Consider the following 24,259-nt stretch of genomic DNA (forward strand, 5'->3'; position numbering starts at 1 on the left):
CGCTGGTCGGGGCCCCTGATGCACGATCGGGCCCGGCGCTTTCACCGTGAACGGGCAGCGCGTCCATCCCGCAGCCCCACAGACCCGTGCGCCGCGCGGGAACCGATCCGGCGATGCCGGACACTACAGGGTATGAGCGATGAGCAGGACGCCTCGCTGTGGGGGCGGGTGTGCGACGGCGACGAGTCCGCGCTGGGAACGCTGTTCGACCGGCACGAGGCGCGCCTGTTCCGCCATGCGCGGCGGCTGCTGACTCATCGCGAGGATGCGAAGGATGCCGTGACCATCGCGTTCTTCGAGCTGTGGCGCAGGCGGGAGTCGGTGCGGCTGGTAGACGGGTCGCCGCTGCCCTGGCTGCTCAACACCGTGGCGAACTCCGCACGCAACCTGGAGCGCTCGAGCCGACGCTACCGCGCGCTGCTCGCACGTACTCCGGCGCCCCACGACGTGCCGTCGCCGTCGGCGGCGGATGAGAGCGGAGTGCTGGCTGCGCTGCGCCGGCTGCCGGCGCGCGAGCAGAGCGTGGTCGTGCTGACCGTGCTCGAGGGTTACCCGGACCGCGCGGCGGCCGAGACGCTGGGCATCCCCGTGGGGACGGTCAAGTCCCGGCTGGCGCGGGCAAAGGCGAAGCTTCGAGATGAGCTCGCGACGATCGAGGGGGTGTGGTCATGAACGAGGGACTCTCGCCCCGCGAGCACGACGAGATGCGCGATGTGGTGCTGGCCGGCACTCAGCGGGTGAAGCCCGTCGGCCGCCACCGCACCACCATGGTCGCCGGCGCGGTCGCGCTCGTGCTGGTCGGCGCCGTCACGGGTGGCGCGTTCACGACGGCGGCGCTGCTCGGCTCGGGCGCCGCGCCCGGCCCCGTGTCGACCGCGACCGCCACGGAACCGGCGCCGTCGCCGACGCCCGAGGACTCCGGCCCCGCCACCGACACGGACGGGGTTCCCGCCTTCGGCGGCGACTGCGCCGCCACTCTCACCGACCAGGAGGTCGACGCGCTCCGGGGCATCGGCATGGTCCGTTCCGACTACCGCTGGCGGACCGGCGCGAACGACGTGCTCGGCGGCATCGACTGCGTGTGGGTCTCGGAGGAGGCCTACCTGACGGCGAACGTGCACCTGTTCGCGTACCCCGAGTCCGTCGTGCCGGCCGCCGTCCGCGATGCGGTTGCGGAGGGCTGCGTCGACTCCGGCAACGGCGGCGGGGTCACGTGCACGGCGTCCGGCGTCGTGGACGGGACGTGGCTGCTGATCCGGGCCTCCGGTCCCGCCGACCAGGTCTCCGCGTCCGGCGTCGACGCGCTGTACACGGCTGCCGCCGCGCGGCTGGGCGATCACCCTCGCGCGACGCCCGCCACCCGGACGTCGCAGTGGTGGGCTCAGCCGGACTGCGCCTCGCTGGTCTCGCAGATCGATCCCGCGTTGTACGGCTTCGAACGGATCGCGCTGCTCGAGCCGACCACCTCCGATCCGGGTGTGCACCCGGAGGCGATCGTCTCGCTCGCCGGCGCGGCATACTCGTGCGAACTCCACTTCACGTCCGGAAGCGGCGACACCTCGACCGGAGAGGTGGTGCGCATCGACGTCGTCCCGGGCGGGGCGTCCACGTTCCCGACCGCGGCCGGCGCGGACGGCGCGAGCCCGGTGACGGTGAGCGGGACGCGGGCCGCCGTCATCGTGCCGGGGCTCGACCGGTACGAGGGATCGGGCGAGGTCATCGTGGCGACCGACGGCGTGAACATGCTGATGGTCACGCCCGACATCGTGCGGCAGACGTCCGAGGCCGTCCCGCTCGCCGAGGTCGTGTTCGCCTCGATGCACCCGTGACGCCGGGGCGCGGCATCCGTCGGACCTAGACTGGGTGCTCGTGGTCACCCGTCTGTCGCACTTCTTCCTCCGCACGCTCCGTGAAGACCCCGCCGATGCCGAAGTCACGAGCCACCGGCTGCTCGTGCGCGCCGGCTACATCCGCCGCCAGGCGCCGGGCATCTTCGCGTGGCTGCCGCTGGGCCTGCGGGTGAAGGCGAAGGTCGAACAGGTCATCCGCGAAGAGATGGCGAACGCGGGCGCCTACGAGGTGCATTTCCCGGCGCTGCTCCCGCGCGAGCCCTACGAGGCCACCGGTCGCTGGGAGGAGTACGGCGACGCGCTGTTCCGCCTGCAGGACCGCAAGGAGGCCGACTACCTTCTCGCCCCCACGCACGAAGAGGTCTTCACGCTCCTCGTCAAGGACCTCTACTCGTCGTACAAAGACCTGCCCCTGACGATCTACCAGATCCAGGACAAGTACCGTGATGAGGCCCGCCCTCGCGCCGGTCTCCTGCGCGGGCGCGAGTTCACCATGAAGGACGCGTACTCCTTCGACGCCTCGGACGCGGGTCTCGACGCGAGCTATCAGGCGCAGCGCGACGCCTACGAGCGGATCTTCCAGCGGCTGGGTCTCGAGTACGTGATCGTTCAGGCGGATGCCGGGGCGATGGGCGGTTCGCGTTCCGAGGAGTTCCTGCACCCGACGGCGGTCGGGGAAGACACGTTCGTGCGCTCCACGGGCGGCTATGCCGCGAACGTCGAGGCGTTCACGACGATCGCGCCGGAGGCGATCCCGTTCGACGGGCTCGGCGCGCCGGTCGTCTTCGACTCGCCCGACACCCCCACGATCCAGACGCTCGTCGACCACGCCAACGCGCACCTCGACGGCCCGGCGCCCGGTATCGCGGGCCCCGCGACCGACGGCGTCACCGAATGGACCGCGGCGCACACCCTCAAGAACGTCGTGCTGGCGCTCACCCATCTCGATGGGACGCGCGAGCTGGTGATCGTCGGGGTTCCGGGCGACCGTGAGGTCGACGAGAAGCGCGTCGAGGTGGCCTTCGCCCCGGCCGCCGTCGAGGCGGCGACCGAGGAGGACTTCGCGAAGAACACGCTCCTGGTGAAGGGCTACATCGGCCCGTGGTCCGAGACGGGACCGGTGTTCGGCGAGGAGTCGGCCACCGGCATCCGCTACCTGCTCGACCCGCGCGTCGTCGACGGCACCGCCTGGATCACCGGGGCCAACATCGACCAGAAGCACGTGCACACGCTCGTCGCCGGCCGGGATTTCACCGGTGACGGATTCGTCGAGGTCTCGAACGTGCGCGCCGGCGATCCCGCGCCCGACGGCTCGGGCCCGGTCGAGCTCGCCCGCGGCATGGAGATCGGCCATGTGTTCCAGCTCGGGCGCAAGTACGCCGACGCGCTCGGGCTCAAGGTGCTCGACGAGAACGGCAAGCTCGTCACCGTCACGATGGGGTCGTACGGCATCGGCGTCACCCGCATCCTCGCGATCATCGCCGAGCTCAACAACGACGATCGCGGCCTCATCTGGCCCGCGTCGGTGGCCCCGTTCGACGTTCAGGTCGTCGCCGCCGGCCGCGACGCCGCGGTGTTCGACGTCGCGGCGCAGCTGTCGGCCGATCTCGAGTCATCCGGCCTCGACGTGCTGTACGACGACCGGCCCAAGGTGTCGCCCGGCGTGAAGTTCGCCGACGCGGAGCTCGTGGGCGTCCCCAAGATCGTGATCGTGGGCCGCGGCGCCGCCGAGGGCCAGGTCGAGCTCTGGGACCGCCGCACGGGCGACCGCGAGGTCGTGTCGGTGGCCGAGGCGGTCACCCGCCTCAGCGCTCGCTGAGGGTCGGAGGCCCCTCCGTCGGGACCCGCTCGGGTGAGGCCGGCTCGGCGACGACCGGCTGGAACGCGGACGGGGCAGGGTCGGCGTGCGGCTTCTTCGAGAAGTACCGGCTCGCCGGCCGTAGGAACGGCAGGATGGCCGCGGCGATCGCGATGAGGAACAGCGCGCCGATGAGGACCCAGGCCATCCAGACGCCAGTGAGGTTCGGGCCGGCGAACGAGACCGACGCTGCCGCAGCCAGTCCGGCCGACCACATGTTCGACACGATCACCATCGCGGCTCCCGCGGTGGGGAGCGCGAGGATCGCCAGCACGACACGCGCGGCCCGGCTCGCACGCCTCAGGCGCACCACGAAGACGACCTCGACCACCACGAGTGCGAGGATCGGAAGCCCGATCGGCACGTAGACGAACAGGATGTCCCAGGCCGGGCCCCCGACCCGCGCGGCCTGACCGAACACGAGTCCCATCCAGGCGAGCCCGATGGACTGCACGACGATGAGCACCCACCAGAGGTAGAACGCGCCGACCACGGGCCACGGCGCGTGGGGCGGCGGGAGCGCGGGCTCCGCTGACTGTTCGATGTTGATCGGGGTGCTCATCACGGTTCCTCCGCCCAGAAGACCGGCTTGACCGTCCCGTCGGGTTCGAGCAGGTCGAGTTCGAATCCGCCGTTGGACACGTCTTCTGGGGAGACGTCGAAGATGTCGTAGTACGTGAAGGTGCCGTCGCCGTTGTCGCGCCCGCCATCCTCGATGGTCGGATACCCGGGGATCGACACCTGCGTGTATCCCGGGCCCTGGCCGTCGTACACGAACCAATAGCTCGGAGGCGCGTTCCACGAGAAGCACTCCAGCCCGCCGCCGGGCGTCGCTTCCATCGTGATGGGAACGGCGACATACACGCCCTTCTGCGGCGGCGCGGCGGCCTTGTCGGTCACGTCCACGGGGTCGTCCACCGTGAAGATGGCGATGTCGCGCGGATCCGTCGCTCCCGTAGGCGCCACTGTGACGGACCTGCCGTACGGGAACGACGGTTCGGTCAGGGTGTCGATACCCACCAGGTCGGGTGCGAAGAAGGCCGAGTAGTAGGCCTCTTCGTCGAAGCCGTCGGGTGGCGTTTCCGACAGCGGCTGGCAGTCCGCATAGCCGTAGGCATGGATTGCGAGATCGGGCTGGGGGATCGCGCTCGCCGCGCCGAAAACTCCGGCGACGAGCGCCATCACCACCCCCGTCGCTGCGCCCGGCCAGCGACGCCCTCCCGGCTCGAGAGCCACGATGCCCGCGGCGACACCGGTGCCGGCGAGTGCCATGGTGACCCACGGCCCGGCAGACGAGTTCCAGGCGGGGAGGAAAAGGAGCACGCACGAGACGGCCGCCAGGGCGCCGAACACGAGGGCGAGGAGGGCCGGCACCCCTGGTCGTGCACGCGCCGCCGGGCCTCGCCCGAATGCCGGCGGCGGGCCGTCCGGTGGGATGGAGTAGGCGGTCGCGGCATCTTCGGCCTGCAGCACCGGTCCCTCCCCGGTTACTGCCGGCCCGTAGCCGTCACCTGCGGTCGCGCCACTCGTTTCGCCGTCTCGGCTTGGCGGCTCGTCTGCGCCCACGTCGCACCCCCAGCGGTCTCCGCACCCCTGCGAACACCATGTCCCCACACGAATGATGCACCCGCGGCGGCTGCGGATACAACGGTGTATCCGACGTTCGCCTGTCCGACGCCTGCGGATGGTCAAGACGTGGCAACGTGGACCCATGAACCACAGCGCGGCGGTGCCTCCAGAAGTGACCGAGGATCTTCGACGGATCCTCGACGACGCCGGGATCACCGAGAACACCGACCTCGTGGCGCGCATCCTCGCAACCGGCGTCGGCCTCGGCCTCGATGAGGCCGACCGGCTCGACCTGAAGATCGCGAGCGCGGCGCTCACCGAGATGCGGGCGGCCTTCCAGCTGTTCGCCCCGTACGAGGACGTCCCCAAGGTGACGATCTTCGGCTCAGCCCGCACCCTCCCCGACGATGCGCTCTACCGGCAGGCCTCAGAGGTCGCCGCGGCGCTCGCCGAGCGCGGCTGGATGGTCGTGACCGGCGCCGGGCCCGGCATCATGCAGGCGGCGGCCGAGGGTGCGGGGCCGCATCATTCGCTCGGCGTGTCGATCCGGCTGCCGTTCGAGGAGAAGCCGAACGCGGTGGTCGGCGCCACGGCGCGCAACGTGGCGATGAAGTACTTCTTCACGCGCAAGCTCATGCTCGTGAAGGAGTCCCGCGGCTTCGTCTGCGTACCCGGCGGATTCGGCACCCTGGACGAGATGTTCGAGCTGCTGACGCTGCAGCAGACGGGCAAGGCCGATCCGACTCCGATCGTGCTCCTCGACGCCCCGGGCGGAACGTTCTGGTCGGGGCTCCGGCGCTTCGTCGACGACTACCTCCTCTCCTCGAACGTCATCTCGGAGGGCGACTTCGACCGCGTGCTCATCACCGACTCGGTCGAGGCGGCGGTCGACGAGCTGACCGGGTTCTACCGCAACTACGACTCGCTGCGGTGGGTCGGCAAGCGCCTGGTGCTGAGGCTGAAGGCGGAGCCGACGGATGCCGAGATCGCGGCGCTGAACGCGCGCTTCGGCGATCTCGTCAGCGAGGGTGGGATCGAGCTGCGCGGGCCCCTGACGGTCGAGCGCGAGGACGACGATCGCCTGGAGCTTCCGCGGCTGGTCCTGCGGCTCAACCAGTTCCGGGTGGGCCAGCTGTACCGCCTGATCGCGGCGATCAACGAGCTGGAGTCCGCGCCGGCTCCCTGAACGCCGAAGCGCGCGCTGCGGCCACGGTCGCAGCATCCGTCCCACCATGAGAAGGCTTCTCACACTCCGGTCGTCTGCCGTTCACCTGTGATTCGCGCGGTGGTCGCCGCGCGGGCCGAGGCTGGTGCAGCCCCGACAGACGCCGTTGTGCAGAGAGGACGCCCGTGAGCATCGTCGAAGGATTCCGCCGTTCCCTTCCCCTGGCCGAGCACGCCCGGGGAAAGCGCCTGGCCGTGACCTGCCAGTACAAGTGCGCGAGCGCGTGCCTCGGTCCCGAGTGCAACTCGTCGCACAACGAGAGCTTCCAGGAGGTGGCGTCGGCGGCGCTCTCGCGCCGCGCCCTGCTGGGCCTCGGCGCAGCGGGCGCCGTCGCGATCGCCGTCGGCGGGATGCGTGGCCAGGCGCCGGTGTCGGGCCCCGGCTCCTCGGGTGCCGGCGGGGCCGGCGCCGCCTTCGCGCGACCGGTGGGCGGGAGCCTCCCCTTCGACGCGATCTCACCGGTGAACCGCTTCGTCGACGACTTCGTCGTGCCCGACGGCTACACGTGGCAGCCGATCATCCGATGGGGAGACCCGCTGTTCTCGAACGCACCGGTGTTCGACGTGCACGCGCAGACGGCTGCCGCTCAGGGGCTCCAGTTCGGCTACAACAGCGACTATCTCGACATCGTCGCCGACCCGAGCGGCAAGACGGGCGTGCTGGTGAACAACCACGAGTACTGCAATCCGGGCATCATGTTCCCGCCCTCGACCGACCCGGCCGAGCTCCAGCGCCGCGGCGACATCTTCAAGGCCGCGCAGGGCATGTCCGTCGTCGAGATCGAGCGCCGGCGCACCGGCGCGCCCTGGTCGTACGTCGTCGACGGGAAGCGCAATCGCCGCATCACCGTCGAGACGGTGTTCGAGCTCACCGGCCCTGCCGCCGGCAGCGATCTCGTGAAGACCGCAGCCGACCCCGAGGGGCGGTGGGTGCGGGGCACGCTCGGCAACTGCGCCGGCGGAACGACGCCGTGGGGAACGATCCTCTCGGGCGAAGAGAACTTCAACGGCTACTTCGCCTGGGCCGCCGACACCCCGGCGCAGAAGCGCTACCAGTCGACGTCGTCCACCGCGACGGAGACGGGCTGGGAGAAGTACGACCCCCGCTTCGACGCGCACGACCCCGACTACGTCAACGAGCCCAACCGCTTCGGGTACATCGTCGAGATCGACCCGCAGGACCCGACCTCGACGCCGCGGAAGCACACGGCGATGGGCCGCTTCAAGCACGAGGGCGCGAACGTGATCGTGGCCGAGGACGGTCGGGTCGTCGCCTACATGGGCGACGACGAGCGCAACGACTATCTCTACAAGTTCGTATCGAAGAACAGGATCTCGGGGTCGCGGAAGAAGAACCTCGAGCTGCTGAGCGAGGGCGACCTGTACGTGGCGAAGTTCTCGGGCAACTCACCGGCCGGTGAGATCACCGGCACGGGCGCGCTGCCCGGCGACGGTCTGTTCGACGGCTCCGGCACCTGGCTGCCGCTCACGCAGGACGGCCGATCGATGGTTCCGGGTTTCACCGCCGACCAGGTGCTCGTCTACACGCGCCTGGCGGCGGATGCCGTGGGCGCGACGAAGATGGATCGCCCCGAGGACGTCGAGCCGAGCCCCAAGACCGGCAAGGTCTACCTGGCCCTGACGAACAACTCCGCCCGCTCGGCGGCGACGATCGACGAGGCGAACCCGGTCACGGGCAACCGCTACGGCCATGTCGTCGAGCTCACCGAGACGGCGGGCCAGTCCGGCACGACGTTCGGGTGGAGCATCCTGCTGCTCTGCGGCGACCCCGCGGTCTTCGCGAACTCGTACTTCGCGGGCTTCCCGAAGGAGCTCGTCTCGCCGATCTCCTGTCCCGACAACATCGCCTTCGACTCCGCGGGCAACCTGTGGATCTCGACCGACGGCGCGCCGAGCACCATCGGTTACAACGACGGGCTCTTCCTCGTGCCCCTCGAGGGCGCCGAACGCGGTCACGTGCAGCAGTTCCTCGCCGTGCCGCGCGAGGCCGAGACCTGCGGTCCGGTGATCCACGACCAGGACGGCCTCGTGTTCGTCGCCGTGCAGCACCCGGGAGAGGGCGGGACGTTCGCTGCGCCGACGTCGCTGTTCCCCGACTACGGCTCTGCCGAGCCCGGCGACGCGCCGACGGCGCCCCGGCCTTCGGTGGTCCAGGTCTACCGCGCCTGACCCGCCGCGCCCCGACGACGACGCCGCGTCTCCCGAGCACGGGGACGCGGCGTCGTCAGCGTCTGTCCTCAGCAGGTGACCCGTCCGTGCGACATCGTGTCGTCGGGCGTGTCCCTCGTCACCAGCGCTTTCAGCATCCCGGCCGCGGTGACGAGCTTGCCGTGCTTGGGCTCCCAGAACTCGCACTCGACGGGCGTCACGCGCAGCAGCACGATCCCCGGGGTGTCGAGGCCGTCCTCGAACCAGATGTCGAGGTCGGGGGAGTAGAGCTCCTTCATCTTCGCGTCGTCGCGGACGATCTCGGCGCGCCCCGCCACCGACACGTACCGATGGCCCTTCGAGTCCAGATACGACAGGCCCACGTCGTGCTGGGGGTCGGCCTGTGACTCGGCGACCTTGCTCGTGCCGGCGAGGGTGAAGAACCAGATGTCGCCCGCATCGTCCATCTGCCGCGTGCTCATGGGACGGCTCACGAGATTGCCGGCAGGGTCGCGGGTGGTCAGCATCGTGAAGTCGATGTCCTCAACGAGCTCTTTGACCCGGGCGATCGCCTCGGGTCCCGTCACGAGATCCTCTTCTGTGTGCGTCATCACCCCACCCTCGCGGCGGGCCGGGCGAGCGCGCCAGGCCATTGACACCACGGATGCGGCGGCCTACCTCCGTTCGGGGGCCGCGTCCATGCGGGCGAAGCGGGCGCGGGCGATCGTGAAGGCGGCGTAGGCGAAGAAGCCCATCCCGATGGTCCAGGCGAGGACGGGTCCCAGCGGGAGCGCCAGGATGGCGTCGACCGCGGCATCCAGGCTGCCCGCCGCCTGAGGATCCGTCACGAGGGCAGCGACGACGACGAGCACGCCCAGGCCCGCGAGGGCGACCCCCTTGGCGACGAAGCCCGCCACGCCCAGTACGGTGATCCACCGTCCCAGGGCGCCGTCGGGGATGCGCATACGCGAGCGGAAGCTGCGCATCACGCCCATGCTGATGAAGGCGACGCCGCCGATGCCGATGGCGAGACCGATGAGGGCGAGCACGATCGACCCGCCCGGTATCCGCATCAGGTCGCGGCTGGCGTCCTCTGCCGTCTGGTTCGCGTCAGGCCGCGCGCCGATCGCGATCGCCGCCGCGATCACGCCCAGGGCCAGGAACACCGACGCCTGTCCCCACTCGCCGAGGCGGCGACCCCACCTGCGGGCGACAGCCCCGTTGCCGCCCGAGCGGTCCCGGGCCAACATCCCTTCGGCCGCGTGCCACACCCCGAGCGCGCACAGGCCGATCGCGATCAGCCACAGCACGACGACGCCCGCGGGCGCGGCGGCCACCGCCTTCATCGCCCCCGCCTGATCGCCTTCGCCCTTGCCGCCCGAGGCGATCACGAGAACGATGACACCGATGAGCGCATGGATGATGCCGTTGGCGACGTAGCCCGCGCGCGCCAGCCCCTCGAAGAGGCCGCTCGACTCCGCGTCACGGGCGAGCTGTTTGGCGTTGCCCTTCACGCCGGTGCCGGTCGTCACCCTTTCACGGTAGACCGGCGTCCCCGCCCGAACAGGGGCCTTGACGGGCCGCGCCTCCGCTCCTCCCAGGATGGCCGTCCTATCTTGGGGGGATGATCCGCGAGGCCCGCCGGCCGCTCCCCGCCGGATGGAGCGTGGTGCCGCGGCTGGTGCGCGGCGCCCCGCCCTTCGTGCTGGTGCTGGTGGGTGCTCTCGCGCTCCTCGTCGGACTGCTCATCATCACGCGTCCGCTGACCTCACTGGTCCTGCTCACCGTCTATGTCGGTCTGAGCGCCGTGTTCTCCGGAGTCGCGCGCATGCTCTCGGCCCCCGAGACGCCGCTGTGGTCGCGTCTCGCCTTCGGCGCGGCGTGGATCGCGCTCGGACTCGCGATCCTCCTGGGTCTCGGCCGCACCCTCGAGCTGCTGCCGGAGATCATCGCCCTCCTGCTGGTTCTGGGCGGGCTGGCGTCCCTGTGGGACGCGGTGTCGCGGGGAAGCGTGAGCGAGCGCGTCCTCGCGGCCGTATGGGGCGGCTCCCAGATCGCGTTCGGCGTCCTGTCGTACGCGTGGCCTGACGTGACCGTGCTCGTGGCCGCCGTCATCTTCGGCCTCCGCACGATCGTGTTCGGGGCGACGCTGCTCGTCCGCGCGGTGCGGGCGTTCGTCGAGGGGCGGCGCTCCGTTCCGGCGACCGGGCGGCCCGTCGAGGACGACGCGGATGCGGATGCCGCGCCTCGGGCTGCGGCATCCGTTCCGCGATCCGGCACGGGGCGGCGCCCGCCCGGCCGCGCGCGCGCGGCCTGGCTGGCGACCGGGCGATACGCGCTCTCGGGGCTTCTCATCGCGCTCGCCGTCGGCGGCTGGTGGGCGAACTCGTGGCTGGAGGACGGCGCACAGGTCGTCGACGCCTTCTACGACCCCCCGGCGGTCGTGCCGTACGACCATGGCCGCCTCATCCGCGTGGACGACTTCGCGGGCCAGAAGCCGGCGGGCGCCGACGTCCACCGCATCCTCTACACGACCCGCGACGCCGTCGGCCAGCCCGCGGTCGCCAGTGCGCTCGTGATCGTCCCGCACGATCCGCCGCCCGGACCGCGCCCGGTGGTGGTGTGGAATCACGGGACCACGGGCGTCGCACGAGGCTGCGCGCCGAGCCTGCGCGATGCGTCCGCGACGAAGTGGGCGATCCCCGGTCTCGACCAGGCGGTCGCGAACGGATGGGTCGTGGTGGCGTCCGACTACTCGGGCCAGGGCGCGCCCGGCGTCTTCCCCTATCTGATCGGCCGCGGCGAGGCGCGGTCGTCGCTGGACGCCGTCATCGCGGCGCGGGAGCTGGACGGGGTCACCCTCTCCGGCCGCACCGTCGCGTGGGGTCACTCGCAAGGCGGCCACGCCGCGCTGTGGACGTCGCAGATCGCGGCCGAGTACGCGCCCGACCTGGATGTGCGCGGCACCGCCCTGCTCGCACCGGCCGCCGAGCCGGTGGAGCTCGCCGAGGAGCTCACGAGCGGCGGGGGCAACGCCCTGCTGACCATCCTCATCTCGTGGGTGCTCGTGCCGTATGCCGACACGTATGACGACGTCGACCTCGCGCGCTACATCGCGCCGGGGTCCGAGGCGATCGTCCGTGAGATGACCCAGCGGTGCCCCTCCGAGCCGGGCGTGATCGTATCGGTCGCGGCGGCCCTCGGCGTCTCGGAGGATCGTCCGCTCTATGTCGGCGACCTCGCGACGGGTGCGCTCGGTCGCCGTCTCGAGGAGAACACGCCCGCAGGCCCCTGGGGGCAGCCGTTCCTGATCGCCTGGGGGGATGCCGACGAGGTGATCCCGCCCCACCTGCAGCGCCGGTTCGTCGACCGGCTGTGCGCCCAGGGCGAGCAGGTGCGCAGCCTGGAGTACGCCGGCTACGACCACCTGCAGACGCTGCTGCCGGGCTCCCACTTCGTGCCGGTGCTGATCGACTGGACGGCCGCGCGGTTCGGCCGTGCCGACACGCATGTCGACGACTGCCCGGCGCGCTAGGCAGGGCTCAGCGGGGGACCACCGCGGTGGGCGATGGAGCAGGTGACTCCCAGGGACGGCAGGAAGCGGCATCCGGTAATGTTGGAGGGTTCCGGCGCCGACGCGCCGGTGAGAGCTGAATACGGAGGCCACTGTGGACATCGATCTCGGACTGCTGCGGACTGTCGAGCGCGAGAAGGAGATCCCCTTCGACGAGCTCGTGCGGATCATCGAACAGGCGATCCTGACCGCCTACGCCAAGCACACCTCGCCCACCGGTGAGCTTCCCGACGGCGCGCGCGCGGAACTCGACCGCAAGACCGGCCATGTGGCCGTGTTCATCCCGCTGCTCGACGACGAGGGCGCCGTCATCGGCGAGGAGGAGTCGACTCCCGAGGACTTCGGCCGCATCGCCGCGTTCGCCGCGAAGCAGGTCATCAGCCAGCGTCTTCGTGACATCGCCGACGACGCCGTCCTGGGCGAGTTCCGCGGCAAGGAGGGCGACATCGTCGCCGGCATCGTGCAGCAGGGCCCGAATCCCCGCATGGTGCACGTCGACCTGGGCACCGTCGAGGCGATCCTGCCCCCCGAGGAGCAGGTGCCCGGCGAGGACTACGGCCACGGCGCACGCCTGCGCGTCTATGTGACGTCGGTCGCCAAGGGCGCGAAGGGCCCGTCCATCACGGTCTCGCGCACGCACCCGGGGCTCGTGCGCAAGCTGTTCGCCCTCGAGGTCCCGGAGATCCCCGCGGGTCTCGTCGAGATCGTCTCGCTCGCCCGCGAGGCCGGCCACCGCACGAAGATCGCGGTGAAGGCGAACGACCCGTCGATCAACGCGAAGGGCGCGTGCATCGGCGAGCTCGGCCGCCGTGTGCGCGCGGTGACCGAGGAGCTCGGGGGCGAGAAGATCGACATCGTCGACTACGACCCGGAGCTGGCGAAGTTCGTCGCGAACGCGCTGTCGCCCGCGAAGGTGACGTCGAGCTTCGTGCTGGATGCCTCGAACAAGGCCGTGCGGGCCCTCGTGCCCGACTACCAGCTGTCGCTCGCGATCGGCAAGGAAGGGCAGAACGCCCGCCTCGCCGCGAAGCTGACCGGCGCGAAGATCGACATCCAGCCCGACAGCATCCTCGAGGAGGGCTGACCGGCGCTGCCTCCCGGCCCCGGCGTGTAGAATGGTCCCTGTACGAACGTGCGTCGGATGCCGCACGCGTGCTCCCCGGTCCTCCCTCCTCAGGGTGGTCTCCATCGGTTCCGTCCTCGTCCCCGACGAGCGCGCGTCGATGCCCGGACGAGGCGCGTGGGTGCACGAGACGCAGGAGTGCGTGGATGCCGCCATCCGGCGCCGCGCCTTCGTGCGGGCACTGCGTGTGTCAGGCCCGCTTGACACGCAGACCATCGAACAGCACATCCAGCGAAAAGGCTGAACGGCTATGGAAAAAAAGTGAACGGCTCGAAATGAGACCCGTCCGCCAATAACGGTCTGCCCTGTCTGGGTGGACCCAGACAGGAGAATTTGTGGCTGCCAAACCACGCGTGCACGAGATCGCTTCCGAGCTCGGCGTCGACAGCAAGGTCGCGCTCGAGAAGCTGAAGGCGCTCGGCGAATACGTCAAGAGCCCCTCGTCCACCATCGAACCCCCGGTTGCGCGCAAGCTGCGCGCGGCCCTCGAAGCCGACGGCGCGGCCAAGTCCGGTGACGCGGCGCCCGCGGCGGCGAAGCCCGGCGCATCGCCCGCCAGCGCGGCCAGGCCCGGTGCGCCCTCGGCGAAGCCCGGTCCGGCGGTGAAGCCCGGCCCGGCACGTCCGGCCGCACCCGCGGCACCCGCCGCGCAGGCGCCTGCCGCCCAGGCGCCGGCCGCTCCGGCGGCCCAGGCCGCTCCGGCGGCCAAGGCCCCCGCCGCTCCCGCGCCGGCCGCTCCCGCGGCTCCGGCCGCCCAGGCCCCCGACGCACCGGCGGCACCCGGTGGCCCCAAGCCCGGCCCCGCGGCCGCGACTCCGCAGCCCCCCGCGCCCGGGCGGCACGCCGCGTCCCGGCAACAACCCCTTCGCCTCCTCGCAGGGCATGGGCCAGCGTCCCGCCGGCCCGCGTCCGGGCAACAACCCCTTCGCTTCGGCGCAGGGCATGGGTCAGCGCCCCAGCCCCGGCAACATCCCGCGTCCCCAGGCTCCGCGCCCGGGTGCCCCGCGTCCCGGCGCTCCGCGCACCGGCGGCCCCGGTCGTCCCGGCGGCGGCGGTCGTCCCGGCGCCCCCTTCCAGCAGCGTCCCGGCGGCCCCGGTCGTCCCGGCGGTGCCGGCGGCGGCTTCCAGCGTCCCGGTGGCGCGCCCGGTGCGGGCGCACCCGGCGGCGGCTTCGCCGGTCGTCCCGGCGGTGGCGGCGGTCGTGGCCGTGGCCCCGGCGGTGGTACCGCGGGTGCCTTCGGCAAGGGCGGCGGCAAGTCGAAGCAGCGCAAGTCGCGTCGGGCGAAGCGTCAAGAGTTCGAGATGCGGTCGGCGCCGGTCGTCGGCGGCGTCAACGTCTCGAAGGGCAACGGCGAGATCATCCGCCTGCGTCGCGGCGCATCGATCGCCGACTTCGCCGACAAGCTGGAGGCCCTGCGCGGCTATACCGTGCAGCCCGGCACGCTCGTCACCATCCTGTTCAACCTCGGTGAGATGGCGACCGCGACCGAGTCGCTGGACGAGGCCACCTTCGAGGTCCTCGGCGCCGAGCTCGGCTACAAGATCCAGATGGTCTCGCCCGAGGACGAAGACAAGGAGCTCCTCGAGGGCTTCGGTCTCGACCTCGAGGCCGAGCTGGAGGCGGAGAACGAGGAAGACCTCGAGATCCGGCCTCCCGTCGTGACCGTCATGGGTCACGTCGACCACGGTAAGACGCGACTGCTCGACGCCATCCGCCAGACCAACGTGGTCGCGGGGGAGGCCGGCGGCATCACGCAGCACATCGGCGCCTACCAGGTGTGGACCGAGCACGACGAGATCGAGCGGGCCATCACCTTCATCGACACCCCGGGTCACGAGGCGTTCACCGCGATGCGTGCCCGTGGTGCGCAGGTGACCGACCTCGCGATCCTCGTGGTCGCGGCCGACGACGGCATCATGCCGCAGACGGTCGAGGCTCTGAACCACGCCCAGGCGGCGAACGTGCCGATCGTGGTCGCGGTGAACAAGGTCGACAAGCCCGACGCCAACCCGGCCAAGGTGCGTCAGCAGCTCACCGAGTACGGCCTCGTGGCCGAGGAGTACGGCGGCGACGTGATGTTCGTGGATGTGTCGGCCCGTCAGGGCACCGGCATCCAGGAACTCCTCGACGCTGTGCTGCTGACCGCCGACGCGGGGCTCGACCTCACGGCCAACCCGAACAAGGACGCCCGCGGTGTCGCGATCGAGGCCAAGCTCGACAAGGGCCGCGGATCGGTGGCCACCGTGCTCATCCAGTCCGGAACGCTGCGCGTCGGCGACGCGATCGTCGCGGGCACGGCCTATGGCCGCGTCCGGGCCATGGCGGACGAGAACGGCGACCCGGTGCTCGAGGCCTACCCCTCGCGTCCGGTGCAGGTGCAGGGTCTGAACTCGGTGCCGCGAGCCGGCGACACGTTCATCGTGACCGAGGAGGACCGCACCGCGCGTCAGATCGCCGAGAAGCGCGAGGCCGCCGAGCGCAACGCACAGCTGGCCAAGGCCCGCAAGCGCATCTCGCTCGAGGACTTCACCCGTGCGCTCGAAGAGGGCAAGGTCGAGTCGCTCAACCTCATCATCAAGGGTGACGTGTCGGGTGCCGTCGAGGCGCTCGAGGAGTCGCTCCTCAAGATCGAGGTCGACGACTCGGTGCAGCTTCGGATCATCCACCGCGGCGTCGGTGCGATCACCGAGTCCGACATCAACCTGGCGACGATCGACAACGCGATCGTCATCGGCTTCAACGTCCGTCCCGACACGAAGGCGCGCGAGCGCGCCGCCCGCGAGGGCGTGGACGTCCGGTTCTACTCGGTCATCTACAACGCGATCGACGACGTCGAGCAGTCGCTCAAGGGCCTGCTCAAGCCGGAGTTCGAAGAGGTCCAGTCGGGTGTCGCCGAGATCCGCGAGGTGTTCCGCTCCTCGAAGTTCGGCAACATCGCCGGTGTCATCGTCCGCTCGGGCACGATCACGCGCAACGCCAAGGCGCGCGTCATCCGCGACGGCGTGGTCATCGCCGACGGTCTGGCGATCGAGTCGCTGCGCCGCTTCAAGGACGACGTCACCGAGGTGCGCACGGACTTCGAAGCCGGTATCGGCCTCGGCAAGTACAACGACATCCAGGTGGGCGACGAGATCGAGACCACCGAGATGGTCGAGAAGCCCCGCGCGTAATCCGCGCATCCGCGAGGGGCGTCCTGTGAGCCAGGGCGTCCCTCGCGCTTCGAAGGGAGCAACATCATGGCATCGGAACGTCAGGCGCGCCTGGGCGACCGGATCCGCGTCATCCTGGCCGAGCGGCTCGAGAAGGGCCTTCGCGACCCCCGCCTGGGCTTCGTGACTATCACCGATGTGCGCGTCACCGGTGACCTCCAGCACGCGTCGGTGTTCTACACCGTCCTCGGCTCGGCCGAGGAGCGCGAGGCATCTGCCCAGGCGCTGAAGGCGGCGACGGGGATGCTGCGCTCCGAGGTCGGCAAGCACCTCAACGTGCGTCTCACCCCGTCGCTGGAGTTCATCCTGGACGCGATTCCGGAGAACGCCGGGCATATCGAGGATCTGCTTCGCGAGGCGCGTGAGCGCGACCAGGCGGTCGCGGGCATCGCATCGACGGCGACCTACGCCGGTGACGCCGACCCGTACGTCAAGCCGAAGGATCTCGACGACGGGGAGTGATCCTTCGCGTCACCCAGACATCACCACAGCGTCGGACCGGAACCTCGTTCCGTCTCCGACGCTGTGGCGTTCTCCGAGGTCGTGGTGTCGCGCCGGGCGGCGCGTCACGCCGGGAGACGCGTCACGCCGGGAGGCGCAGGAGGCCGTCGTATGCCTCTGCCAGCCCGTCGGCGATAAGCGAGTCGATGGCGCGGTCGCGCTGGCGGGTGTCGGGCCAGTCCGGCACCACCTGCCCGAGCGGCACGGCGTGGGTCGCGGCATCCCTCAGCGTCTTCAGCACCGCACCCCGCGCCTGACGGTCGCTGCCCTTGTACCTCGCCTGCCTGCGGCGCTCGTCGCCGGTGTCGGGGTAGCCGGCCGCGCGCCACGCGCAGCGGTCTCGCAGCGGGCACGCGTCGCAGCGCGGGCTGCGGGCGACGCACACCGTCGCTCCGAGCTCCATCGCCGCGGCGTTGAGGACTGCCGCGTCCGCACGGTCGTCGGGGAGGATCGCCGACATCGCCTCGAGGTCGCGTCTGGAGGGCGGGCCGGGCTGCGATCTGCCGTCGACGACCCGTGCGAGCACCCGGCGCGTGTTGGTGTCGACGACGGGGTGGCGATCGCCGTAGGCGAAGACGGCCACGGCCCGCGCGGTGTAGTCGCCGATACCCGTCAGCGCCAGGAGCGCGTCGACGTCGCGCGGCACCACGCCGTCGTGGCGGTCGCGGATCTCGACGGCTGCGCGATGCAGCCACAGTGCCCGTCGCGGGTACCCGAGATTCGCCCACTGCCGAACAGCGTCGGCGGGAGCCGCTGCGGCGAGATCGGTCGGCGCGGGCCAGCGCGCCATCCACGCCTCGAGGTGCGGGATCACGCGGTTCACGGGCGTCTGCTGGAGCATGAACTCGCTGACCAGCACGCCCCACGGGCCGAACCCGGGGCGACGCCACGGGAGGTCGCGCGCATTCTCGCGGTACCACTCGGCGAGCGGTGCGGCGAGATCGGGCATGCGCTCCAGCCTAGATCTGGCGCCGCGCATCAGCGGATATCTGCGGATGCGAGGAGCTTCTCGTTCCGAACACCCTCTGGTCTGCCGATCTCCGCGGGTGTGCGGCGGCTCCTCCACAGCGGTCGATGTCGGCCGGCGGTCCACTGATCGGCGCGAGCGCGCTTCGTCGTCGGGGAGGGGCAGCGAGGCTCGGAGGATGACAGGGGATGCTGCGCCGCCGGCGCGCCGAGGGGTGATGCGCACCACGACGCTGCTCGACGAGGGGTGGAGTCGCCATTCGATCGGGAGCGCGGTCTCGGCCGGCCGTCTCCGGCGGGTGCGGAAGGGGTGGGTGGCGACCCCGGACGCCGATCCCGCGCTGGTCTTCGCGGCGAGAGGGGGTGTCGTCCTCACGTGTGTGACGCAGGCGAGCCGGCTCGGACTGTGGGTGCTGCACGACGGCGAGCCGCACGTGGCTGCGCCGTCCAACTCCGGTGCCGTCCGCGCCGGCGGCGCGCACGTGCACTGGGCGAAGCCGCCGGTGCCGCGGCATCCTGAGTCCCTCGAAGACCCCGTCGAGAACGTGCTGGCTCTCGCAGCGAGCTGTCAGCCGTACGAACGCGCACTGGCGATCTGGGAGTCGGCGCTCAATCGATCGCTCGCCGACCTCGAGAGCATGCGGCGATTGCCACTCTCGCCCGCCGCCCGTCGCATCGTCGAAGACGCCGTCCCGTGGTCGGATTCCGGCCTCGAGTCCTTCGTGCCGCCGCGCCTCAGGTGGATGGGACTTCCCGTTCGTCCTCAGATCTGGATCGCGGGTCGGCCCGTCGACTTCCTCATCGGCGAAAGGCTCGTGCTGCAGATCGACGGCGGGACGCATGTGGGTGCGCAGCGCGAGAAGGACATCGCCCACGACGCCCGCCTCGCGCTCATGGGGTACCACGTCATCCGGGTGGGATACAGCCAGATGGTTCACCGGTGGCCGGAAGTTCAGGATCTCATCACGCGTTCTGTCGCCCAGGGACTCCATCGGGCGCGGTGAAGCGCGCGGCGCCGGCGAATCAGCGGAGATCTGCGACACAGAGGAACTCGACGAGCCCCGGCTCCTCGCATCGGCAGATCTCCTCCGATGCGCAGGTCGAGCAGCCCTCAGCGGCGGGGCGAGCGGCGGCCGCGCCGTAGGCTGGAACCATGCGCCTGCCCGTGACTCCGACCACGACGCTGTGGCGCGAGCTCCGCGACGGCGTGCGGCGCCGGAACGCCGCCGGCCGGGTCATCGTCGCCGTCGACGGACTCGACGGTGCCGGAAAGACGGTGTTCGCGGACGGCCTGGCGGAGGTCTTCGCCGAGACCGGAGACGCCGTGTTCCGCGCGAGCATCGACGGCTTCCACCGGCCGCGGTCCGAGCGGTATCTGCGCGGGCGCCGCAGTCCGGAGGGCTTCTACCGCGATTCCTACGACTACGCGACCTTCCGCCGCGTGCTCATCGACCCCTTCCTGGACGGAGCGCAGACCGCCGGCACCACCGGGTTCCAGCTCGCCGCGTTCGACGTCGCGCGCGACGCGCCGGTCGAGTCGCAGTGGGTGACAGCCCCGCGGGATGCCGTCCTCATCGTCGACGGCATCTTCCTGCACCGGCCCGAGCTGCGCGACCTGTGGGACTTCTCGCTGTGGCTCGACGTTCCGTTCGCGATGTCGTACGCCCGACTGGCGCTCCGCGACGGCTCCGATCCCGATCCGGACGCCCCCGCGAACGACCGCTACCGGCAAGGGCAGGAGATCTACCTGCGCGAGGCACGCCCGCGGGAGGCGGCATCCGTCATCGTCGACAACACCGACCTCGCACACCCCCGGATCGTCGGGCGCGGCTGATGGCGGCACCCGGAATCCTGCTCGTCGACAAGCCGGGCGGCATCACCTCGCACGACGTCGTGGCTCGTGCGCGCCGCGCGCTCGGCACGCGCAAGATCGGCCACGCCGGCACGCTGGACCCGATGGCCACGGGACTGCTCGTCCTGGGCGTCGAGGGCGCGACGCGCCTTCTCACGTTCGTCGTCGGTCTCGACAAGACCTACGAGGCCACCATCCGCCTCGGGGTCGCGACCGACACCGACGACGCCGAGGGCGAGGTCGTTTCGACGACGGATGCCTCGCCCCTGGCCGCCGCCGACATCTCTGGGGGCATCGCGGCCCTGACCGGGCGGATCTCGCAGGTGCCGAGCACCTACTCGGCGATCAAGGTCGACGGCCGCCGTGCCTACGATCTCGCTCGTGCCGGTGAGGCGGTGGAGCTGAAAGCCCGCGAGGTCACGGTGTCGCGATTCGACGTCGTCGAAGAGCGGCGCCACTCGCCCGGAGGAGTGGTCGATCTCGATGTCGTCGTCGACTGCTCGAGCGGCACGTACATCCGGTCGCTGGCGCGCGATCTCGGCGCCGCGCTCGGCGTCGGCGGACACCTCACGGCCTTGCGGCGCACCCGCATCGGCCCCTTCGACGTGGCGGGGGCAGCTGCCGTCGACGCGCTCGCCGGTGCTCCGCTGATGCCCCCCGCTGAGGCGGCGGCCGCGGTGCTCGGCCGATTCGACGTGACCGCCGACGAAGCGCGAGACCTCCGCCACGGCAAGCGTCTGCTCGGCGCGGCGGACCGGCTCCCGGCGAGTCCGACGGCGGCGATCGACCCCGACGGGGCTCTGGTCGGCATCGTCGAGCGCCGGGGTGCCGACGTGAAGAGCGCCATGAACATGCCCGAGGAGGCCGCCCGATGATCCTGTGGTTCACGATCGCGCAGGTCGTCGTGGCTGTGGCGGCGGGCCTGTTCTGCGTCATCGCGGGGCTTGCCGGCCGCCGCCCGAGCGACTGGACGGTCGGGTCGCTCGCGCTGGTGGAGCTGCTCCTCCTCGCGCAGGTCGTGATCGCCATCATCGCGCCGTTCGCGGGCAATCCGCCGTCGGGCAGCCTCCTGGAGTTCTGGGTCTACCTGGTCTCCGCCGTGCTCCTGCCCTTCGCCGCGGTCGCGTGGGCCCTCCTCGAGCGCAGCCGCTGGAGCACGGTCATCATGGGGATCGCCGCGCTCTCGATCGCGGTGATGGTGTGGCGCATGCAGGTGATCTGGACGGTCCAGATCGCGTGACGCCGTGAGGCGGTGAGCTCAGCGCTTGACGAGATAGGCCGAGTGCACCCAGCCCGTCCTGCCGGCGTAGGTCACCTTGCGCCATACGTCGCTCGACGCGAGGATGACGCCGACGTTCGCGCCCTGCGGGATGACGAGGATGCGAGCGGCCGAGATCGACGGGCTGACCCGGAGGTTGAGCGGCGCGGTGGTGGCATAGGTCGGCGGCGGCGCCGGTGCGGTGACCGGGGCCGACGGCTTGTTCGGCGACACGTAGCTCGCCGAGATCCAGCCGGCCTGGGATCCGACGGTCACCGGGATGAAACCCGCGGTGATGCTGCCCGGCACGTGCGTCATGGCGGTTCCCGACGGAAGCGTTCGCAGGATCGAGTAGCCGGTCGAGGGTCCGGTGCGGAAGTTCACCGCACCGACGGTGTAGTAGGTGCACGTGGCGGGCGTGGCGGGGGCGGTGACGGCCGTGGCCGAGGCGTACAGGTCGATGCCCCGCTGCTGAAGGAACGCAGCCGCGTTCTGGGCCTGCGATCCGTTCGTGCCGGCCTTCCAGAGCTCGAGGTGCAGGTGGCTGCCCGATGACACACCACTGTTGCCCACCTCGCTGATGCGCTGGCCCGCGGCCACCGTCTGACCGACCCTGACCTGCGTCGTGGCCGACCAGACGTGCATATAGGTCGACGTGTACTGCGCTCCGTCGATCGAATGGCGCACCGAGACGTAGCCGGCGCGCGACGAGGTGCCGTCGACCGTCGCGGTGACGACGCCGGCGGCGATCGCGTAGATCGGTGTGCCCGCTTTCGCGGCGAGGTCGACGCCCTGGTGATAAGTCGAACCGCCCTGCGTCGGGATGCAGCGCGGCCCGAAGTGGGAGGAGAGGTAGTAGGTCTTGGCGGCGACGGGGAGCCGGAAGGCGGCCGCCGAGGTCTCGGTCGCGACGCGCGCCGTGACGGCCGACGCGGTCGTTGCGGCTGCCGACGCAGGGGAGACGGCGCCCACGGTGAGCGCCGCTGCGGTGAGGACGGTGAGCAGGAGGGGACGGATCGATCGCATGGCGTGCTTCTCGTGAAAGGGCGGAAGGAAAGGCACGGCCGGGGGGAGTCCGTCCTGTGAATGCTGTCATTAGACGGTGTTTCTGTCTACTGCTGATGCGGATGTGGTTTATGGGCCGGCGGCCGGCCGCGGCCCGGGCAGGGCGGGGCGGGGGCGCAAGCCGGCTCCGGATCTAGGATGGGGAGGTCATGTCGTCTTCCGCCCGCCCCCGCATGACCGGCATCGGACGTGTGCTCGTGATCGTCTACGCGATCATGGCGCTCGGCGCCACCGGTCGGTCCTTCGTGCAGATCGCCGAGCGCTTCGACGAGGCGCCGCTCGCCTACACGCTGTCGGCCCTTTCGGCGATCGTGTACATCGTCGCGACGCTCGCGCTGGTGTTCGCCGGCCGCCGCGGCTGGTACATCGTGGCGTGGGTGGCGATCGTGTTCGAGCTCGTCGGCGTCCTCGTCATCGGAACGCTGAGCCTGCTCGCGCCGGATCTCTTCGCGCATCCGACCGTGTGGTCCTGGTTCGGGATGGGTTACGTCTTCGTGCCTCTCGTGCTTCCGTTCCTCGGCCTGTGGTGGCTCGCGGCGCATCGCCCGGCCCCGCGGGCGGCGAGGCCGGCACCGGCGGCGGTCGGGTCGTGATCGTCTTCCGTGACCCTCGCGAGGTTCCTGCAGGGTTCGGTCCGTCGGTCGTCGCCATCGGCAAGTTCGACGGCGTGCACTCCGGACATCGCGCGGTCATCGACCGGGCACGGGTGGATGCCGAGGCGTCCGGTTCGCGCGTCGTCGCGGTGACCTTCGACCGCAATCCGCTGGCACTGCTTCGTCCGGAGATCTGCCCCGACAGCCTCGTCGGGGTGGACCAGAAGCTCCGCCTGCTCGCGGATGCCGGCGTGGACGCCACGCTGATGCTCACTTTCGACCGCGCACTCGCCGACCTCGGTGCGCGGGAGTTCGTCGAGCACGTGCTCGTCGGCGCGCTGGGTGTGCGAGTCGTCATGGTCGGCGTCGACTTCCGCTTCGGCCGGGGAGGCGCGGGCACCCCCGAGCTGCTGCGCGAGCTCGGGCCGGAGTTCGGCTTCGAGGTGGACGTCGTCGATGACGTGCGCGCCATCGACGCCGGCCGCCGCGTCTCGTCGACCTGGGTGCGCGAACTGCTCGACGCCGGAGACGTGACGGGCGCGACGCGACTGCTCGGGCGCCCGCACGCCGTGCGCGGCGAGGTGGTGCACGGACTGAAGCGGGGCCGGGAGCTCGGCTTCCCGACGGCGAACCTCTCGGCTGATCTGGAGGGCTTCGTGCCCGCCGAGGGGGTCTACGCCGGCTGGCTGGTCGACGAGGGCCTCCCCGAGCAGGGGGCGTCCACGGCGCGCAGCAGCGTGCGGTACCCGGCGGCCGTCAGCATCGGCACCAACCCCACGTTCGACGATGTCGAGGTGCGCCAGGTCGAGGCATACGTGCTCGATGAGACCGACCTCGACCTCTACGGCCACATCGTGGAGATCGAGTTCGTCACGAGGATCCGCGGCATGGTGGCGTTCGACGGGGTGGAGGCGCTCGTGGAGCAGATGGCCGACGACATCGTCCGCGTGCGGCGCGAGCTCGTCGCCTGACACGGCTCATCCTCGTCGGGTCTCGACCCCTCCGTAGACCCGCATGCCCCGTCGCCCCTAGCATCGAGGCGTGCACGCGCTGGTCTTGATGGCCGCCGACGCGGCGGCCGGCGACGACGTCAACCTGTGGGGTGCGCTCGGCTGCGCCGTGGCGTACTCCGCCTCTCTGCTCGCCACGCTGGATGCGTTCGCCGATCTGATCCTCGCCCGCGGCGATTCGCCCGCGGGCCGGCTCACCCCCGGCCTCGGCCTGAAGTTCGGGTCGAAGCTGGCGGCCGCGGCGATCGCCGTGGTGTCGGCGGCGATCGTGCTGGCGCTCGATGGCAACTGGTTCGCGTTCACCACTTTGACGGCCGCGTTCGTCGTGGTCGTCGGCATCGGGGTGATCGTGCTTCTGAGGTACTCGAGGGTGGGCGGCGCACCGTCGCCGGCGAAGGCGGGCGGCTGAGGTATTTTCCGGACGTCTCCGGGGTCGG

Annotated in this window: 22 protein-coding genes and 1 pseudogene; 17 read left to right on the forward strand and 6 right to left on the reverse strand. The window is 71.0% G+C overall.

The features are described 5' to 3' along the window. Nucleotides 1-132: 132 nt before the first annotated feature. The 3 genes from ACN9MP_RS06080 to ACN9MP_RS06090 are packed head-to-tail and all read left to right on the forward strand — an operon-like array spanning nt 133 to nt 3,669. The gene (locus tag ACN9MP_RS06080) at nt 133-672 is read left to right on the forward strand and encodes an RNA polymerase sigma factor (protein WP_426324525.1); all 540 of its coding nucleotides are present in this window, start codon (nt 133-135) and stop codon (nt 670-672) included. Then, the gene (locus ACN9MP_RS06085) at nt 669-1,829 is read left to right on the forward strand and encodes a hypothetical protein (protein ID WP_426324527.1); all 1,161 of its coding nucleotides are present in this window, start codon (nt 669-671) and stop codon (nt 1,827-1,829) included. Before ACN9MP_RS06080 ends, ACN9MP_RS06085 begins: the two co-directional genes overlap by 4 nt. A gap of 40 nt (nt 1,830-1,869) precedes the next feature. Further along, a complete protein-coding gene (locus tag ACN9MP_RS06090; RefSeq protein ID WP_426324529.1) occupies nt 1,870-3,669 on the forward strand; it encodes a proline--tRNA ligase in 1,800 nt (599 codons plus the stop codon). Here ACN9MP_RS06090 and ACN9MP_RS06095 read toward each other — a convergent pair. Both ACN9MP_RS06095 and ACN9MP_RS06100 read right to left on the reverse strand, forming a co-directional pair. Next, nucleotides 3,656-4,270, reverse strand: coding sequence for a hypothetical protein (locus ACN9MP_RS06095; protein ID WP_426324531.1), 615 nt, complete (start codon nt 4,268-4,270; stop codon nt 3,656-3,658). The two genes, ACN9MP_RS06090 and ACN9MP_RS06095, sit on opposite strands and share 14 nt — an antisense overlap. Next, the gene (locus ACN9MP_RS06100) at nt 4,270-5,181 is read right to left on the reverse strand and encodes a hypothetical protein (RefSeq protein WP_426324533.1); all 912 of its coding nucleotides are present in this window, start codon (nt 5,179-5,181) and stop codon (nt 4,270-4,272) included. The genes ACN9MP_RS06095 and ACN9MP_RS06100 overlap by 1 nt, the downstream gene beginning before the upstream one ends. Nucleotides 5,182-5,419: 238 nt before the next feature. Between ACN9MP_RS06100 and ACN9MP_RS06105 the strand changes: the two genes are divergently transcribed. Continuing rightward, entirely contained in the window at nt 5,420-6,463 is a 1,044-nt protein-coding gene (locus ACN9MP_RS06105) for a TIGR00730 family Rossman fold protein (RefSeq protein ID WP_426324535.1), read from the forward strand. A 164-nt stretch (nt 6,464-6,627) separates the two neighbouring features. Further along, nucleotides 6,628-8,691, forward strand: coding sequence for a PhoX family protein (locus ACN9MP_RS06110; RefSeq protein ID WP_426324536.1), 2,064 nt, complete (start codon nt 6,628-6,630; stop codon nt 8,689-8,691). A 68-nt stretch (nt 8,692-8,759) separates the two neighbouring features. Here the strand turns inward: ACN9MP_RS06110 and ACN9MP_RS06115 are convergent, their stop codons facing one another. Both ACN9MP_RS06115 and ACN9MP_RS06120 read right to left on the reverse strand, forming a co-directional pair. Continuing rightward, on the reverse strand, nt 8,760-9,281 hold the full coding sequence (locus ACN9MP_RS06115) for a pyridoxamine 5'-phosphate oxidase family protein (RefSeq protein WP_426324538.1): 522 nt from the start codon (nt 9,279-9,281) through the stop codon (nt 8,760-8,762). Nucleotides 9,282-9,344: 63 nt separating this feature from the next. Further along, entirely contained in the window at nt 9,345-10,202 is an 858-nt protein-coding gene (locus tag ACN9MP_RS06120; RefSeq protein ID WP_426324540.1) for a DUF1206 domain-containing protein, read from the reverse strand. 92 nt (nt 10,203-10,294) lie between these two features. Between ACN9MP_RS06120 and ACN9MP_RS06125 the strand changes: the two genes are divergently transcribed. From ACN9MP_RS06125 to rbfA, 5 genes and pseudogenes are all read left to right on the forward strand, one after another. Then, nucleotides 10,295-12,205, forward strand: coding sequence for a lipase family protein (locus tag ACN9MP_RS06125; protein WP_426324542.1), 1,911 nt, complete (start codon nt 10,295-10,297; stop codon nt 12,203-12,205). 133 nt (nt 12,206-12,338) lie between these two features. After that, nucleotides 12,339-13,328, forward strand: a complete 990-nt coding sequence (gene nusA / locus ACN9MP_RS06130) for a transcription termination factor NusA (RefSeq protein ID WP_426324544.1) — start codon at nt 12,339-12,341, stop codon at nt 13,326-13,328. Between the two features lie 31 nt (nt 13,329-13,359). Beyond that, complete coding sequence (locus ACN9MP_RS06135) at nt 13,360-13,611, forward strand: YlxR family protein (RefSeq protein WP_426324546.1); 252 nt, start codon at nt 13,360-13,362, stop codon at nt 13,609-13,611. Nucleotides 13,612-13,720: 109 nt separating this feature from the next. Beyond that, a pseudogene (gene infB / locus ACN9MP_RS06140) lies at nt 13,721-16,538 on the forward strand (translation initiation factor IF-2). 66 nt (nt 16,539-16,604) lie between these two features. Further along, nucleotides 16,605-17,039, forward strand: a complete 435-nt coding sequence (rbfA, locus tag ACN9MP_RS06145) for a 30S ribosome-binding factor RbfA (protein ID WP_426324548.1) — start codon at nt 16,605-16,607, stop codon at nt 17,037-17,039. Between the two features lie 121 nt (nt 17,040-17,160). On the opposite strand, the gene ACN9MP_RS06150 is transcribed toward rbfA, so the two are convergent. Then, nucleotides 17,161-18,027 (reverse strand): A/G-specific adenine glycosylase, encoded by an 867-nt coding sequence (locus ACN9MP_RS06150; RefSeq protein WP_426324550.1) that lies wholly within the window; start codon nt 18,025-18,027, stop codon nt 17,161-17,163. Between the two features lie 196 nt (nt 18,028-18,223). Between ACN9MP_RS06150 and ACN9MP_RS06155 the strand changes: the two genes are divergently transcribed. The 4 genes from ACN9MP_RS06155 (at nt 18,224) to ACN9MP_RS06170 (ending at nt 21,136) form a co-directional block, all read left to right on the forward strand. After that, nucleotides 18,224-19,048, forward strand: a complete 825-nt coding sequence (locus ACN9MP_RS06155; RefSeq protein WP_426324552.1) for a DUF559 domain-containing protein — start codon at nt 18,224-18,226, stop codon at nt 19,046-19,048. Nucleotides 19,049-19,197: 149 nt separating this feature from the next. Next, entirely contained in the window at nt 19,198-19,878 is a 681-nt protein-coding gene (locus ACN9MP_RS06160; RefSeq protein ID WP_426324554.1) for a uridine kinase, read from the forward strand. Then, entirely contained in the window at nt 19,878-20,771 is an 894-nt protein-coding gene (gene truB / locus ACN9MP_RS06165; protein WP_426324556.1) for a tRNA pseudouridine(55) synthase TruB, read from the forward strand. The genes ACN9MP_RS06160 and truB overlap by 1 nt, the downstream gene beginning before the upstream one ends. Then, nucleotides 20,768-21,136: a hypothetical protein gene (locus ACN9MP_RS06170; RefSeq protein WP_426324558.1), complete on the forward strand. Its 369-nt coding sequence runs from the start codon at nt 20,768-20,770 to the stop codon at nt 21,134-21,136. Before truB ends, ACN9MP_RS06170 begins: the two co-directional genes overlap by 4 nt. 18 nt (nt 21,137-21,154) lie before the next feature. On the opposite strand, the gene ACN9MP_RS06175 is transcribed toward ACN9MP_RS06170, so the two are convergent. Next, nucleotides 21,155-22,180: a peptidoglycan DD-metalloendopeptidase family protein gene (locus tag ACN9MP_RS06175; RefSeq protein WP_426324560.1), complete on the reverse strand. Its 1,026-nt coding sequence runs from the start codon at nt 22,178-22,180 to the stop codon at nt 21,155-21,157. A gap of 188 nt (nt 22,181-22,368) precedes the next feature. Here ACN9MP_RS06175 and ACN9MP_RS06180 point away from each other — a divergent pair, with 188 nt between their 5' ends. From ACN9MP_RS06180 to ACN9MP_RS06190, 3 genes are all read left to right on the forward strand, one after another. Continuing rightward, nucleotides 22,369-22,812 carry a hypothetical protein gene (locus ACN9MP_RS06180; RefSeq protein ID WP_426324562.1) on the forward strand — a complete coding sequence of 148 codons (444 nt, stop codon included), beginning with the start codon at nt 22,369-22,371 and terminating at the stop codon, nt 22,810-22,812. Then, nucleotides 22,809-23,783, forward strand: a complete 975-nt coding sequence (locus ACN9MP_RS06185) for a bifunctional riboflavin kinase/FAD synthetase (RefSeq protein ID WP_426324564.1) — start codon at nt 22,809-22,811, stop codon at nt 23,781-23,783. Before ACN9MP_RS06180 ends, ACN9MP_RS06185 begins: the two co-directional genes overlap by 4 nt. Before the next feature lie 70 nt (nt 23,784-23,853). Then, nucleotides 23,854-24,231 (forward strand): hypothetical protein, encoded by a 378-nt coding sequence (locus ACN9MP_RS06190; protein ID WP_426324566.1) that lies wholly within the window; start codon nt 23,854-23,856, stop codon nt 24,229-24,231. Nucleotides 24,232-24,259: the final 28 nt, after the last annotated feature.

The organism is Microbacterium sp. E-13, from assembly GCF_049912955.1.
Taxonomy (GTDB): Bacteria; Actinomycetota; Actinomycetes; order Actinomycetales; family Microbacteriaceae; genus Microbacterium.